Genomic DNA, 12,183 nt, shown 5'->3' with positions numbered 1-12,183 from the left:
TAATACCGCCCGCCTGCGATGCCCACCAAATGATCTGTTGATAGGGCAAGACCGACCCGAAAGGCGCAATTCCCGCGAACCGGAAACCCAAGCGGGGCCCGGGCAGGAGCGTTTCTCGGGCTTTTTTACGGCGTGTTCGGGCTCAGTAGTCCATTTCGAGTACGCGCGCGTGCAGCACCTGGCGCTGCTGAAGGGCCGCGCGCACGGCGCGGTGCAGCCCGTCTTCCAGGTACAGGTCGCCCTGCCACTTCACGACGTGGGCGAAGAGGTCCCCGTAGAACGTCGAGTCCTCGGCGAGCAGCGTCTCAAGGTCCAGCTGCCCCTTGGTCGTCACCAACTGGTCGAGCCGGACCGGGCGCGGGGCGACATCCGCCCACTGCCGGGTGGTTTCCCTGCCGTGGTCGGGGTACGGCCGCCCGCTTCCGATGCGCTTGAAGATCACACGGAAAGCCTACCGGGCCGGTGCCTGCGGGCGCAGCCTTGCCAAGCCGGTGCAAAAGTGGCATGCAGGGCTATTTCGGGAGTGATGTATGAGCGAGAGCACCGACCCCGCGTCCCCGGCCGACCAGATCGCCGCCGGTTACGCCTTCACCGGACCCGCGCTCGAACTGGGTGCCCTGCTCTGGGACGGAGCCTGCCTGCCGGACCGCCAGATCCGCATCCCGCTGTCGATGCTCAACCGCCACGGCCTGGTCGCGGGCGCCACCGGCACCGGCAAGACGAAGACGCTCCAGCTCATCGCCGAGCAGCTTTCGGCGGGCGGCGTCCCGGTGTTCCTCGCCGACATCAAGGGGGACGTCTCCGGGATCGCGGCGCCGGGCACGGCCAACGACAAGATCGCGGAACGGGCGGGGGAAGTCGGCCAGCGGTGGCAGGCCACCGGGTTCCCCAGCGAGTTCTATTCGCTGGGCGGGCTCGGAGCGGGCATCCCGGTCCGGGCCACCGTGACGAGTTTCGGCCCGGTGCTGATGTCGAAGGTGCTCCAGCTCAACCAGACCCAGGAGCAGTCGCTCGGCCTGATCTTCCACTACGCCGACACCAAGGGACTGGAGCTGATCGACCTCAAGGACCTGCGGGCGGTCGTCGCCTTCCTCGTCTCCGACCAGGGGAAGGCAGAGCTCAAGGGCATCGGCGGGCTGTCCACCGTGACGGCCGGGGTGATCCTGCGCTCCCTGACCGCGTTCGAGCAGCAGGGCGCCTCGGAGTTCTTCGGCGAGCCGGAGTTCGACACCGGTGAATTCCTGCGGACCGCCGCCGACGGGCGCGGACTGGTCTCCGTCCTCGAACTCCCGGCGGTACAGGACAAGCCGCAGCTCTTCTCCACCTTCCTGATGTGGCTGCTGGCCGACCTCTACTCCGACCTGCCCGAAGTCGGCGACCTGGAGCGGCCGAAGCTGGTCTTCTTCTTCGACGAGGCCCATCTGCTGTTCAACGGCGCGTCGAAGGCCTTCCTGGAGTCCATCACCCAGACCGTGCGGCTGATCCGGTCCAAGGGCATCGGCGTCTTCTTCGTGACGCAGACCCCCAAGGACGTGCCGGCGGACGTGCTCGCGCAGCTCGGCAACCGGGTGCAGCACGCGCTGCGCGCCTTCACCCCGGACGACGCGAAGGCGCTGAAGGCCACCGTGAGGACCTTCCCGAACTCCGCGTACGACCTGGAGGAGCTCCTGACCGGGCTCGGTACGGGCGAGGCGGTGATCACCGTACTCAGCGAGAAGGGCGCCCCGACCCCGGTCGCGGCGACCCGGCTGCGCGCCCCGCAGTCGCTGATGGGCCCGCTCGGTGCGGCGGACCTGGACACGGCGGTGAAGTCCTCGCTCCTCTACGCGCGGTACGCGGAGCCCGTCGACCGGGAGTCGGCGTACGAGAAGATCAGCGCCGAGCAGGCCGCGGCCGAGGCGGCGGCGGAGGCGGCCGCGGCCCGGGCGGAGGCCGAGAAGCAGGCCGGAGAAGAGGCCAAGGAAGCGGCGAAGGCGGCGCGCGGCGCGCCGAAGCCGGATCCCTCGCTCGCCCAGCAGGTGGTGGGGAGCGGGCTGTTCCGTTCGCTGGCCCGGTCGATCGGCACCCAGCTGGGGCGGGAGATCTCGCGGTCGGTCTTCGGGACGGCGAAGCGGCGCAGATGAGGGCCCCACCGGCCCCCCGCCGCTTGGCACGTGACGGATTCCGGGGCCCGGATCCCCCGCCGGGGTGCCGCCGGGGGCCCCGGCGCTGACAGACTTCGACCCATGCGGACCGAACTCACCGACACCACGTCCAGCAAGATCGACCGGGCCCTGCTCGATGCCCGCCGCGCCGTCGGCAGCCCCACGATGGGCCTGGTGCTGACGCTCGTCATCGCGACCGACGAGGAGAACGCGTACGACGCCGTCCGCGCGGCCTCGGAGGCCTCGCGCGAACACCCCTGCCGCATCATCGTGGTGATCAAGCGCACCTCGCGCGGCTCGCACAAGCTCCGCCAGACCCGCCTGGACGCCGAACTGCGCGTCGGCTCGGACGCCGGGACCGGGGAGATCGTGCTGCTGCGCCTGCACGGGGCGCTCAACGAGCAGGCGGGCTCGGTGGTCCTGCCGCTCCTGGTGCCGGACGCGCCCGTGGTGGCGTGGTGGCCGGCCGACGCGCCCGCCGACACGGCGCGGGATCCGCTCGGCGCGCTCGCGCAGCGCCGGATCACGGACGCGGAGGCCACCGCCGACCCGGTGGCGGAACTGGACCGGCGGGCCGCCTCGTACGCCCCCGGGGACACCGACCTCGCCTGGACCCGGCTGACGCCGTGGCGGGCGCTGCTGGCCGCCGCGGTGGACCAGAAGCCGCTGCCGGTGACGGGCGCGGCGGTGGAGAGCGAGCCCGACAATCCGAGCGCCGAGCTGCTGGCGCGCTGGCTCGGGGACCGGCTCGGGGTTCCGGTGGAGCGGGTCGCCACGGACGGGCCCGTGATCACCCGGGTCCGGCTGGCCACCCGGGAGGGCGAGATCACGGTGGACCGCCCCGACGGGGCGCTGGCCACGCTGATCCTGCCGGGCAGCCCCGACCGCACGGTGGCCCTGAAGATCCGCAGCATGGCCGAGCTGATCTCGGAGGAGCTGCGGCGCCTGGACGCGGACGAGGTCTACGCGTCGGCGCTGCGGGCGCGTCCGGCCCAGGCCCTGGCCGCACTCCCGGGCTAGGCCGTGTCCTTCTCCGCCTTGGCGGCCTTGGCCGCCGCCTTCATCTCCTGTTTGTGCGCCCGCACCTTCGCCAGGGACTCCGGCCCGGTGATGTCCGCCGCAGAGCGGTAGACGTTCGCCGGGCCGTAGCCGCCGGCCGCCTCGCGCCAGCCCTTGGGGCGCACGCCGAGCTGCTTGCCCAGCAGCGCCAGGAAGATCTGCGCCTTCTGCTCGCCGAACCCGGGCAGCTCCCTGAGCCGCTTCAGCAGCTCGTCCCCGGTCCGCACGCCGCGCCAGACGGCCTCGGCGTCACCGTCGTAGTGCTCCACCAGGTACGCGCACAGCTGCTGCACCCGCTTCGCCATCGACCCCGGGTAGCGGTGCACGGCCGGCTTCTCGGAGAGCAGCGCGGCGAAGGCCTCGGGGTCGGACGCGGCGATGGCATGGGCGTCCAGATCGTCGGCGCCCATCCGCCGGGCGATCGTGTACGGGCCCGAGAACGCCCACTCCATCGGCACCTGCTGGTCGAGCAGCATGCCGACGAGGGCGGCGAGCGGGCTGCGGCCGAGGAGCTCGTCGGCCTCCGGCTGCTGGGCCAGCCGCATCGTGATGTCCATGGCTCCAGACTCCCGCGCGGCGGCGTTCCCCGCGCGGTCGGCGCACCGCGCGCCTAGCGTGAGAACGCGCAAAGCAGACGAAACGACACAGGAGTCGATCGATCATGGCTGAGTTCCCGGAAGGCGCTCCGTGCTGGGTGGACGCGATGTTCAAGGACGTGGAGGGCGCCAAGACCTTCTACTCCGACGTGCTGGGCTGGACCTTCGGCGAGTCGTCCAGCGAGTACGGCAACTACACGCAGGCCTACTCCGACGGCAAGGCGGTGGCGGCCGTCGTGCCGCCCATGCCGGGTGCCGATGCCCCGTCGCAGTGGTGTCTGTACTTCGCCTCGCCCGACGCGGCGGCCACGGCCGAGAAGATCAAGTCGGCCGGCGGCGAGCTGATGATGGAGCCGATGCAGGTCGGCACCTTCGGCACGATGGCCATCGCCAAGGAGCCGAGCGGCGCGGTCTTCGGCGTCTGGCAGCCGGGCGAGCACAAGGGCTTCGAGAAGATCGGCGAGCCGGGCGCCTACGCCTGGGCGGAGGTCTTCACCCGTGACCCGGCCAAGGCGGACGGGTTCCTCTCGCAGGTCTTCCCGTACGGGGCCCAGACGATGGAGCCCGGCGACGACCCCGAGATGGCCGGGATGGACTTCAGGATCTACAGCGTCGGCGGCAAGGAGAACCCGGTCCTCGGCCGGATGAAGATGGGCGACGAGTTCCCGCCGGAGATCCCCCCGTACGTCCAGGTCTACTTCGGGGTCCCGGACTGCGACGAGGCCGTGGCCAAGGCCAAGAAGCACGGTGGCGCCCTCCACTTCGGCCCGATGGACAGCCCCTTCGGCCGCTTCGCTGCGCTGACGGACCAGCAGGGCGCGGCCTTCGCCGTGATCGACATGTCGAAGACGACGGGCGAGATGCCGAAGATGTCGGACGCGTAGCCGTCCCCCTCCGGGGGCGGGCGGGGCGGGCGGGGTCACCTCTCGACGGGTGGCCCCGTCCTCGTGCATCCGGGGCAGGTCCCGGGGGCGGGGGCGCGGAAGGCGAGGTCGCACTTCTCGCAGCTCTGGAAGGGGTCCGGCGGGACGAAGGGGGCCCTGCGGGGGAGCGGGGTCAGGTCGGGCGGCAGCTGGGCGGTCAGGCGGTGGGCGATGAGACCCGCCGGGTTGCGGGGGTGGTCCGGGAGGTTCGCCGTGAGGGCGCTGGTCACCGCTTGATGGGTGGCCCCGCGTTCCAGCCAGGCCTCGACGGCGCCCGCGAGGCGTTGGATGTCCCGCTCGCCGAGGAGCAGGCGGGGGTCGACCCGGCGGAGTTCGGCGAGGATTTCCTCGGCCAGCCGCCGGCGGGCCGGGTTGTCCGGGTTGCGGGGCGCGGGGAGGAACGCCGCCGGGAGGAACGCCGCCGGAGGCGGCGGCCCGGGGTCGGGCGCGGGTTCGGGGTCCGGTTCGGGCGCAGGTTCGGGCGCCGGTGCGGGCCTCGGTTCGAGCCTCGGTCCCGGTGCCGGCCGGGGCACCGGTTCGGGCTTCGGCTCCGGGAGGGTGACGGCCTTCGGGGCGTTGCAGAACACCGTACGGGTGACGATCCGCCCGTCCGGGAGCTTCTCCTGGAGCCGCCGCAGGTACCCGTACGCCTCCAGCTCGCCCAGCGCCTTGCCGATGGCCTTCTCCCCCAGCGGCAGCTGCCCGGCCAGGGCTTTGATGCCGACCGGGGTGCCGCGGGGCACGGACTGGATGTACGAGGCGAGGGCCCGCGCGTTCATCGACAAGTGCGGGTGCCGGATCAGGTCGTTGCTGACCACGGTGAAATTGCGGGTCTGCCGGACGACGGAGTGTTGAACGCCGTACGCAGCGCGCGAGGCCGCGTTAGAGTGCTGGAAAGCCATCGGGAAGATTCGACCTTCTCGTGGTCAGGCCCTCGTCGGGATTGCGAGTCCCGGCGGGGGCTGCCTTGTGTCTGGGGTTGTCGCGGCGAGCATATGCCAGGCAACCGGCATGAAATCCAGCCGAGTTGGGATCATTCACCCGTGTGAGTGAGAGCCGCTCCGGGGAGGCTGGAGGGGTTGGGCGGGAGTTTCTTTCTCTTGGTCCTTCCAAAGACAAAGCGTCGTGCCGCACCGGGTCGTGCCCGGGCACGACCCGCCCGCGGGGGCGGTCCCGCACGAACGTCCACGACTTTGTCCAAAGCTGTCGAGACTGGCTCAACGCGAGTGACGGGTATGGCGCGTTGAGGAGGTGGGTGCGCATGGGCGTGGACGTGGACGGTGACGGTACGGATGAGCACAGCTGGTCCGTGGATCCCGAGGACGAACAGGGCGCGGCGGTGATCGCGGCCCTCGGCCGGCAGATGCGGGCGAGGCGGGAAGCGCTGGGGATGCGGGTCGGCGACCTGGCGGAGGCGATCCAGTACGGCGAAGCCCTGATCTACAAGGTCGAGAACGGCAAGCGCATCGCCAAGCCGGAGTATCTGGACAAGGTCGACGAGGCGTTGGAGGCCGGGGGCCTGATCCGGGCTATGCGGGAGGACCTGGGGCGGGTCCGGTACCCGAAGAAGGTCCGGGAGCTGGCCAAGATGGAGGCCTTGGCCGTCGAGGTCGGCGCCTTCACCATTCAGGGTCTGCATGGTCTCTTGCAGACCGAGGGCTACGCGCGTGCGCTGTTCGAGATGCGGCAGCCCGCCTACTCGCGCGACGAGGTCGAGCGCGGAGTGGCCGGACGCATGGCCCGCATGTCGATCTTCGAGCGGGGGCCTGCTCCGACGCTCGGATTCGTCCAGGAAGAGGCAAGTCTTCGACGCCCCATCGGGGGCACAATGGTCATGCGTGGACAGCTCGAACGCCTATTGGAATTGACCGAGTTGCGGAATGTGACTCTCCAGGTGATGCCCATGGATCGTGAGGCCCACGCGGGAATGGAGGGCCGGATCGAGCTGCTGAAGTTCGCAGACGGTACGGCGGTGGGACGCTCCGAAGGAGCATTCAGCGGACGCCCCGTGTCCGACCCGAAGCGGCTCCGGACCCTTGACCTGCGGTATGGCATGCTCCGGGCCCAAGCGCTGACGCCCTGGGAGTCGCGCGCCTTTATCGAGCAACTGCTGGGAGAGACATGATCCACGAGGCCGAGCTGGACTGGTTCAAGAGCAGTTACAGCAGCAGCAGCGACATCAACGACTGCGTCGAAGTGGCGTGGGTCAAGAGCAGCTACAGCGGTGGATCCGAAGGTGACTCCTGCGTCGAGGTGGCGGCCTGCCCCGATGCCGTCCGCGTGCGCGATTCCAAGGTGCTCGAAGGGCCCCAGCTGGCGCTCACGCCGCGGGCCTGGGCCGGTTTCGTCTCGTACGCGCGCGAGGTCGGGCCCTCGTAGCCGCGGCCCGGCTTTCGCCCGGGGGCGATGCGGAGGATCGTGGTCAGTGGACCCGTAGGCATCGCCACTGGGAGGTGCGTCATGCGCAAGGTCATGGACTGCAGGGAGTACCCCAGCGAGATCGGGTGCACCCTGACCATCACGGGTGAGGAAGACGAAGTCATGGGGGCGGCGGTCCAGCACGCCGTCGCCGTACACGGTGAAGAGGACAGCCAGGAGTTCCGCGACGCGCTGCGCGGCATGCTGAAGCCCGAGGTGGCGCAGAACGCCTGAAAGCGGCAGAGGCGAGCCGCACGGGTGGTTCCGGCTGGCGGATGCGATGGGGCGAACGCACGGCACGGCCACGGTGATTACGGTCGATCTTGTGCGGTTCCACCGGACCGCGCGAGGTCACTACCGAAGAGGTCGGACAACCCATGAGCCTGAGCATCCGCAACCAGATCGCCGGCACCGTCACCGCCGTCACCACCGGCGAGGCCATGGCCACGGTCAAGGTCCGTCTGGAAGGCGGGCAGGACATCACCGCCGCCATCACCGCCGACGCCGTCAAGGACCTCGGCATCGCCGAGGGCTCCTCGGTCAAGGCGCTCGTCAAGGCCACGGAGGTGGCGCTGGCCACCGGCGCCGTCGAGGGCCTCAGCATCCGCAACCAGCTGGCCGGCACCGTGTCCGACGTGGCCACCGGTGGCGCCATGGCCTCGGTCAAGGTGGACGTGAACGGCGGCGGGCTGACCGCCGCCATCACCAAGGACGCGGTCGAGGCGCTCGGCCTGGCCGCCGGGTCCTCCGTGGTCGCGCTGATCAAGTCCACCGAGATCTCGCTCGCGACCGTCTGAGTCCCTGGTCAGAGCCCCAGGTTCGGCGGCGACAGCGAGCCGAACCACACGTGCGTGACGGCGCTGACGTAGCGCGCCCCGCACCGGTCCGAGGGGACCACCAGCTGCGTGCCCGCCTCGTCGAGGTCCTCCCCGTCGAGGCGGGTGGCCAGCAGCACCGGGCTGTTGCCGAAGTCCGCGTCGAGTTCGGCCCAGGACAGGACGGTGTGGTGCCCGTCCCCGCCGCTGACCGCCAGCAGGAAGCGGCTGCGGTCCTTGCGCCGGCGCGCGTCGAAGGACGGCCCGGCGTCCGAGACCACGTCGCGCAGCAGCGCGCCTTCGAAGACATGGTGCTGCGGACCGTTCGTCGCGCAGTCGAAGGTGACCTCGGCCCGGTGCTGTACCCAGTCCCGCAGGTCCGCGACGCTCAGGGTCGCCGGGTGGTCCAGATCTCCGTGCAGCATGAGTTTGGCCATGTGGCGATTGTGCCCGGGGGCCGTCATTCCGGAACCTCATCTGCAAGGTTGATGGCTTGATACAACCCGCAGATGTGGCTTCATCGTGTGTTCTGCCCTTGCAGGTCCCGCAACCTCTGATTCACCTTCCGCCAGACGATGTCGCGTGTCACCGGCATCTCCGTGAACCGCACCCCGGTCGCGTCCCGCAGCGCGTTGGCGAACGCCGGGGCCACCGGGTTGAACGGGCTCTCGCTCATCGACTTCGCGCCGAGCGGGCCGATCGCGTCCGACGTTTCCATGAAGTGCACCTCCGTACGCGGGACGTCCGCGTACTGCGGGAGCCGGTAGCGGCGGAACGCCGCCGTGGTCACCTCCCCGCGCCCGTCCACCCGTACGGTCTCGAACAGCGTCGCGCCCAGCGCCTGGGCCACGCCGCCCTCCACCTGGCCGCGGCACTGCATCGGGTTCATGACCTTGCCCGCGTCCGCCGCGTGGACGGACCGGAGGATCTTCATCTCGCCCGTGTCCGGGTCGACGGCGAGGCGGAACCACTGCGCGTTGAAGGCGACCGAGCGCGGTGATCCGGTCCAGTGGCCGTCCGCGGCCATCTCCTCCAGCCTGCCCTTGTCGTACGCGGCCTCGTACAGCTCCTTCAGCGTGACGGTCCGGCCCGCGCAGTCGAAGGACTCGGCCGACAGCTTGCACAGGTGCCGGGCCACGCCCGTGTGCCGGGCGGCGAAGGTCAGCAGGCGCTCGGCGAGGGAGTTCGCCGCCAGCATCACCGCCTTGCCCGCCACCACCGTGCCCGCCGAGCCGAAGGCGCCGGTGTCGTGGCGGACCACGTCCGTGTCGGACTGGCGGACGGTGATCCGGTCGACCGTGGTGTTCAGGGCGCCCGCGGTGATCTGCTTGTGGACGGTGGTCGTGCCGTTGCCGAACTCGGCCGTGCCCACCGCGATGTCGTACGTGCCGTCGCGCAGCAGCGAGACCCGGGCGTCGGCGAAGTGGCCGCCCGGCGGGCCCGTGGCGATCATCGCGACCGCCGAGCCCGTCCCGGTGAGCCAGCCCTCCGGGACGTCCTCGTGGCTGCGGTCCTCGGCGGCGGCCTTGCGCACCACGTCCATGCACTGCCGCATCCCGTACGAGCCGATGAAGAGGTCCTCCTCGTGGCCGATCGGGGTCACCATGTGGTCGCCGGCGCCGATGACGTTCTTCTCGCGCAGGACGAGCGGGTCCATGTCCAGCTTGCGGGCGAGCTCGTCCATCACCGATTCGAGGGCGAAGAGGACCTGGCCGAGGCCGTAGCCGCGGAAGGCGCCCGCCGGCACGCCGTTGGTGTAGACGGAGTACGCCTCCACCTCCTTGTTCGGCGCCTTGTAGACGGCGAAGGACTCGCCGACGCTGTGGAACATGACGGCCGGGCCGTGGTTGCCGTACGCGCCGGTGTTGGAGAGCACCCGGATGCGCAGGGCGGTGAGCGTGCCGTCGGCCCTGGCGCCGATCTTGATGGTGATCTTGAAGGGGTGGCGGGTGGTGGCCCCGTAGAACTGCTCGGCCCGGGTGAATTCGAGTTTCACCGGCCGCCGCAGCTTCAGGGCGGCGAGGACCACGATGTCCTCGGTCAGCATCTCCTGCTTGCCACCGAACCCGCCGCCCACGCGGCCCGCGACGACGCGGACCTCGTCCTCGTTCAGGTCGTAGAGCGCGCACAGCGCCCGCCGGGTCAGGAAGGGCGCCTGCGTGGAGGAGCGGACGGTCATGCGCTCGCCGTCGCCCTCCTCCTTGGGTTCGAAGTACGCGACGCTGCCGTGGGTCTCCAGGCTGGCGTGCTGCACGCGCTGGGTCCGGAAGGTCTCCTCGTAGACGACGTCCGCCTCCGCGTACCCCTTCTCCATGTCGCCGATCGTGTTGTGGACCTCGCCGCACACGTTGTTCTCGGCACGGAAGATCCCCGACTCGGGGCCCTTGGGGTGCAGGACGGGCGCGCCCGGGAGCATGGCCTCCTCCGGGTCGGTCACGTACGGGAGCTCCTCGTACGTGACCACCACGCGGCGGCAGCCCTCCTCGGCGGCCTGCTCGCTGTCGGCGACGACGGCCGCCACCCGCTGACCGACGAAGCGGACCACGTCGTCCAGGACCCGGGTGTCCATCGGGTCCTCGGTCGGGTGCTCGTGCCGGGCGGACGAGTACAGGCGGTCGGGGGCGTCGTGGTGGGTGAGGACGGCGTGCACGCCCGGGACCTGGAGGGCCTCGCGGATGTCGATGTCGACGATGCGGGCGTGCGGGTGCGGGGAGCGCAGCAGCTTCATGTGGAGCAGCCCGGGCACCTCGACGTCGAAGGTGTAGCGGGCGGTGCCGGTGACGACGAGGGGACCGGCGGGGGCGCCGAGGCTCTTGCCGACGGCCGCGCCCTGTTCCGGGGTTTCGGTGTGCTTCACCCCGCGTACGGCGTCCTCGATGGCGCGATAGCCCGTACAGCGGCAGATGTTGCCCTTGAAGGCGCGCGGGAGGTCCTGGAGCTTGCCGTCGTCGTGGGCGGTGCCCTCCTCGGCCTGGAGGGCGGCGGTGGTCATCAGGAAGCCGGCCGTGCAGAATCCGCACTGGAAGCCCTGCGCGTCGAGGAACTGCTGCTGTACCGGGTGGAGTTCGCCGCCGGGCTTGGCGAGGCCCTCGACGGTGGTGACCGAGCGGCCCTCGGCGCGGACAGCCGGGTAGAGGCAGCTGTGCACCGGCTGCCCGTCGACGTGCACGGTGCAGGCCCCGCAGTCGCCCTGGTCGCAGCCCTTCTTCACACCGAACCAGCCGCGCTCGCGCAGGTAGGTGCGCAGGCACTGGCCGGCGCGGGGCTCGGTGTCGAAGCGCTCCTTGTTGATCTCGATCTCGTAGCTCATCGGGAAACCTCCTGCGGCGTCGCCGCCGTGAGTTCGCGGCGGATCTCCTCGGCCAGGCGCAGGGCCATGTGGCGCCGCCAGTCGGGCAGTCCGTGGATGTCGTCGAACCACTCGTCCGGCCGGACGGCGGTGTCGATCGCATCGCGCAGCTCGGCGGCGGTGGGCGGCAGCGCGAACCAGAAGCGGAAGGGGCGGGTGGTGGCGGCGCTGACCATGACGGCGAACGAGCCGTCCTGCGGGTCGCGGGCGCCGACGACGAGGGCGCCGGAGCGGCCGAGCCCGTAGAGCGAGGCCTGCCGGAAGGCCGTACGGAAGGTCAGCGAGCGGGCCGGGACGCGGACGGAGCGCAGCAGTTCGCCCTCGCGCAGGTCCTTGACCCCGGCCCCGCGGATGAAGTCGGTGACGGGCAGGCGGCGGGTGGCGCCGTCCTGGCCCTGGAGGAGGACGGTGGCGTCGAGGCCCGCGGCCAGGGAGATGACCGGGCCGGCCGGCAGGCCGTTGCAGAGGTTCCCGCCGACGGTGGCCATGTTCCAGATCTTGAAACTGGCGAGGAAGGCCCGGCAGCACTGCTCGATCAGCGGCGCCGCGGTCGCCGGCAGGGACCGGCCGAACCGGGACAGCTCGGTGATGGTGCAGGTGGCGGCGATGTCGAGGGCGCCGTCGGGCTGCCAGGACAGGGGCGGCCAGCCCATCCGCGAGAGGTCGACCAGGCGGCGGACGTGCGGCTGGGGCTCGGAGAAGAGGTACGTGCCGCCGCCCAGCCAGGCGTCGCCGGGGCGCCAGGGCTCGCGGCGGCGTGCGTCGCGCACGTCGAGCACGGTGTTGAGATCCAAGGGGAGCCACCAGCCTCTCTGGTCCGCAGACCGTGCGTTTCCAGTCAGTGAACCAACGGGAGCGGGGCCCGGACGACTGTGGCCG

At 71.0% G+C, this 12,183-nt stretch carries 13 protein-coding genes; 7 read left to right on the top strand and 6 right to left on the bottom strand.

What is annotated here, in order from left to right; genetic code table 11:
- Window positions 1-142: 142 nt before the first annotated feature.
- Window positions 143-442 (bottom strand): type II toxin-antitoxin system VapB family antitoxin, encoded by a 300-nt coding sequence (locus ACFYXV_RS15370; protein WP_266787007.1) that lies wholly within the window; start codon window positions 440-442, stop codon window positions 143-145.
- An 88-nt stretch (window positions 443-530) separates the two neighbouring features.
- Between ACFYXV_RS15370 and ACFYXV_RS15365 the strand changes: the two genes are divergently transcribed.
- Together ACFYXV_RS15365 and opcA are read left to right on the top strand one after the other, a co-directional pair.
- On the top strand, window positions 531-2,123 hold the full coding sequence (locus ACFYXV_RS15365; protein WP_385476216.1) for a helicase HerA-like domain-containing protein: 1,593 nt from the start codon (window positions 531-533) through the stop codon (window positions 2,121-2,123).
- 102 nt (window positions 2,124-2,225) lie between these two features.
- Window positions 2,226-3,164: a glucose-6-phosphate dehydrogenase assembly protein OpcA gene (gene opcA, locus ACFYXV_RS15360; protein ID WP_389383111.1), complete on the top strand. Its 939-nt coding sequence runs from the start codon at window positions 2,226-2,228 to the stop codon at window positions 3,162-3,164.
- On the opposite strand, the gene ACFYXV_RS15355 is transcribed toward opcA, so the two are convergent.
- Window positions 3,161-3,760: an HhH-GPD-type base excision DNA repair protein gene (locus ACFYXV_RS15355; RefSeq protein ID WP_385476212.1), complete on the bottom strand. Its 600-nt coding sequence runs from the start codon at window positions 3,758-3,760 to the stop codon at window positions 3,161-3,163. The two genes, opcA and ACFYXV_RS15355, sit on opposite strands and share 4 nt — an antisense overlap.
- A gap of 104 nt (window positions 3,761-3,864) precedes the next feature.
- On the opposite strand from ACFYXV_RS15355, the gene ACFYXV_RS15350 reads away from it, so the two are divergent.
- A complete protein-coding gene (locus tag ACFYXV_RS15350) occupies window positions 3,865-4,683 on the top strand; it encodes a VOC family protein (protein WP_385476210.1) in 819 nt (272 codons plus the stop codon).
- A 35-nt stretch (window positions 4,684-4,718) separates the two neighbouring features.
- Here the strand turns inward: ACFYXV_RS15350 and ACFYXV_RS15345 are convergent, their stop codons facing one another.
- Window positions 4,719-5,624 carry a helix-turn-helix domain-containing protein gene (locus ACFYXV_RS15345; protein WP_389383109.1) on the bottom strand — a complete coding sequence of 302 codons (906 nt, stop codon included), beginning with the start codon at window positions 5,622-5,624 and terminating at the stop codon, window positions 4,719-4,721.
- A gap of 359 nt (window positions 5,625-5,983) precedes the next feature.
- On the opposite strand from ACFYXV_RS15345, the gene ACFYXV_RS15340 reads away from it, so the two are divergent.
- The 4 genes from ACFYXV_RS15340 (at window position 5,984) to ACFYXV_RS15325 (ending at window position 7,937) form a co-directional block, all read left to right on the top strand.
- The gene (locus ACFYXV_RS15340; protein WP_389383108.1) at window positions 5,984-6,847 is read left to right on the top strand and encodes a helix-turn-helix transcriptional regulator; all 864 of its coding nucleotides are present in this window, start codon (window positions 5,984-5,986) and stop codon (window positions 6,845-6,847) included.
- Entirely contained in the window at window positions 6,844-7,101 is a 258-nt protein-coding gene (locus ACFYXV_RS15335; protein ID WP_389383106.1) for a DUF397 domain-containing protein, read from the top strand. Before ACFYXV_RS15340 ends, ACFYXV_RS15335 begins: the two co-directional genes overlap by 4 nt.
- A gap of 81 nt (window positions 7,102-7,182) precedes the next feature.
- The gene (locus tag ACFYXV_RS15330) at window positions 7,183-7,374 is read left to right on the top strand and encodes a DUF1059 domain-containing protein (RefSeq protein ID WP_385476204.1); all 192 of its coding nucleotides are present in this window, start codon (window positions 7,183-7,185) and stop codon (window positions 7,372-7,374) included.
- Between the two features lie 143 nt (window positions 7,375-7,517).
- Window positions 7,518-7,937 (top strand): TOBE domain-containing protein, encoded by a 420-nt coding sequence (locus ACFYXV_RS15325; RefSeq protein ID WP_366105293.1) that lies wholly within the window; start codon window positions 7,518-7,520, stop codon window positions 7,935-7,937.
- A gap of 8 nt (window positions 7,938-7,945) precedes the next feature.
- Here ACFYXV_RS15325 and ACFYXV_RS15320 read toward each other — a convergent pair whose 3' ends face one another.
- From ACFYXV_RS15320 to ACFYXV_RS15310, 3 genes are all read right to left on the bottom strand, one after another.
- Window positions 7,946-8,392 carry a molybdopterin-dependent oxidoreductase gene (locus ACFYXV_RS15320; RefSeq protein WP_385476202.1) on the bottom strand — a complete coding sequence of 149 codons (447 nt, stop codon included), beginning with the start codon at window positions 8,390-8,392 and terminating at the stop codon, window positions 7,946-7,948.
- A gap of 80 nt (window positions 8,393-8,472) precedes the next feature.
- The gene (locus ACFYXV_RS15315; RefSeq protein ID WP_389383104.1) at window positions 8,473-11,265 is read right to left on the bottom strand and encodes a molybdopterin-dependent oxidoreductase; all 2,793 of its coding nucleotides are present in this window, start codon (window positions 11,263-11,265) and stop codon (window positions 8,473-8,475) included.
- Window positions 11,262-12,098 (bottom strand): FAD binding domain-containing protein, encoded by an 837-nt coding sequence (locus ACFYXV_RS15310; RefSeq protein WP_389383102.1) that lies wholly within the window; start codon window positions 12,096-12,098, stop codon window positions 11,262-11,264. The genes ACFYXV_RS15315 and ACFYXV_RS15310 overlap by 4 nt, the downstream gene beginning before the upstream one ends.
- Between the last annotated feature and the right edge of the window lie 85 nt (window positions 12,099-12,183).

Origin of the sequence: Streptomyces sp. NPDC002181 (assembly GCF_042890485.1) — a bacterium.
Taxonomy (GTDB): domain Bacteria; phylum Actinomycetota; class Actinomycetes; order Streptomycetales; family Streptomycetaceae; genus Streptomyces.
The sequence above is the reverse complement of the archived record's forward strand: the minus strand, read 5'-3'. Positions and strand labels throughout refer to the sequence as shown.

Excerpts from the sequence above, each read along its gene's own strand:
- ACFYXV_RS15365 (WP_385476216.1), top strand. The coding sequence starts at position 531 with ATGAGCGAGAGCACCGACCCCGCGTCCCCGGCCGACCAGATCGCCGCC.
- opcA (WP_389383111.1), top strand. The coding sequence starts at position 2,226 with ATGCGGACCGAACTCACCGACACCACGTCCAGCAAGATCGACCGGGCC.
- ACFYXV_RS15355 (WP_385476212.1), bottom strand. The coding sequence starts at position 3,760 with ATGGACATCACGATGCGGCTGGCCCAGCAGCCGGAGGCCGACGAGCTC.
- ACFYXV_RS15350 (WP_385476210.1), top strand. The coding sequence starts at position 3,865 with ATGGCTGAGTTCCCGGAAGGCGCTCCGTGCTGGGTGGACGCGATGTTC.
- ACFYXV_RS15345 (WP_389383109.1), bottom strand. The coding sequence starts at position 5,624 with ATGGCTTTCCAGCACTCTAACGCGGCCTCGCGCGCTGCGTACGGCGTT.
- ACFYXV_RS15340 (WP_389383108.1), top strand. The coding sequence starts at position 5,984 with ATGGGCGTGGACGTGGACGGTGACGGTACGGATGAGCACAGCTGGTCC.
- ACFYXV_RS15335 (WP_389383106.1), top strand. The coding sequence starts at position 6,844 with ATGATCCACGAGGCCGAGCTGGACTGGTTCAAGAGCAGTTACAGCAGC.
- ACFYXV_RS15330 (WP_385476204.1), top strand. The coding sequence starts at position 7,183 with ATGCGCAAGGTCATGGACTGCAGGGAGTACCCCAGCGAGATCGGGTGC.
- ACFYXV_RS15325 (WP_366105293.1), top strand. The coding sequence starts at position 7,518 with ATGAGCCTGAGCATCCGCAACCAGATCGCCGGCACCGTCACCGCCGTC.
- ACFYXV_RS15320 (WP_385476202.1), bottom strand. The coding sequence starts at position 8,392 with ATGGCCAAACTCATGCTGCACGGAGATCTGGACCACCCGGCGACCCTG.
- ACFYXV_RS15315 (WP_389383104.1), bottom strand. The coding sequence starts at position 11,265 with ATGAGCTACGAGATCGAGATCAACAAGGAGCGCTTCGACACCGAGCCC.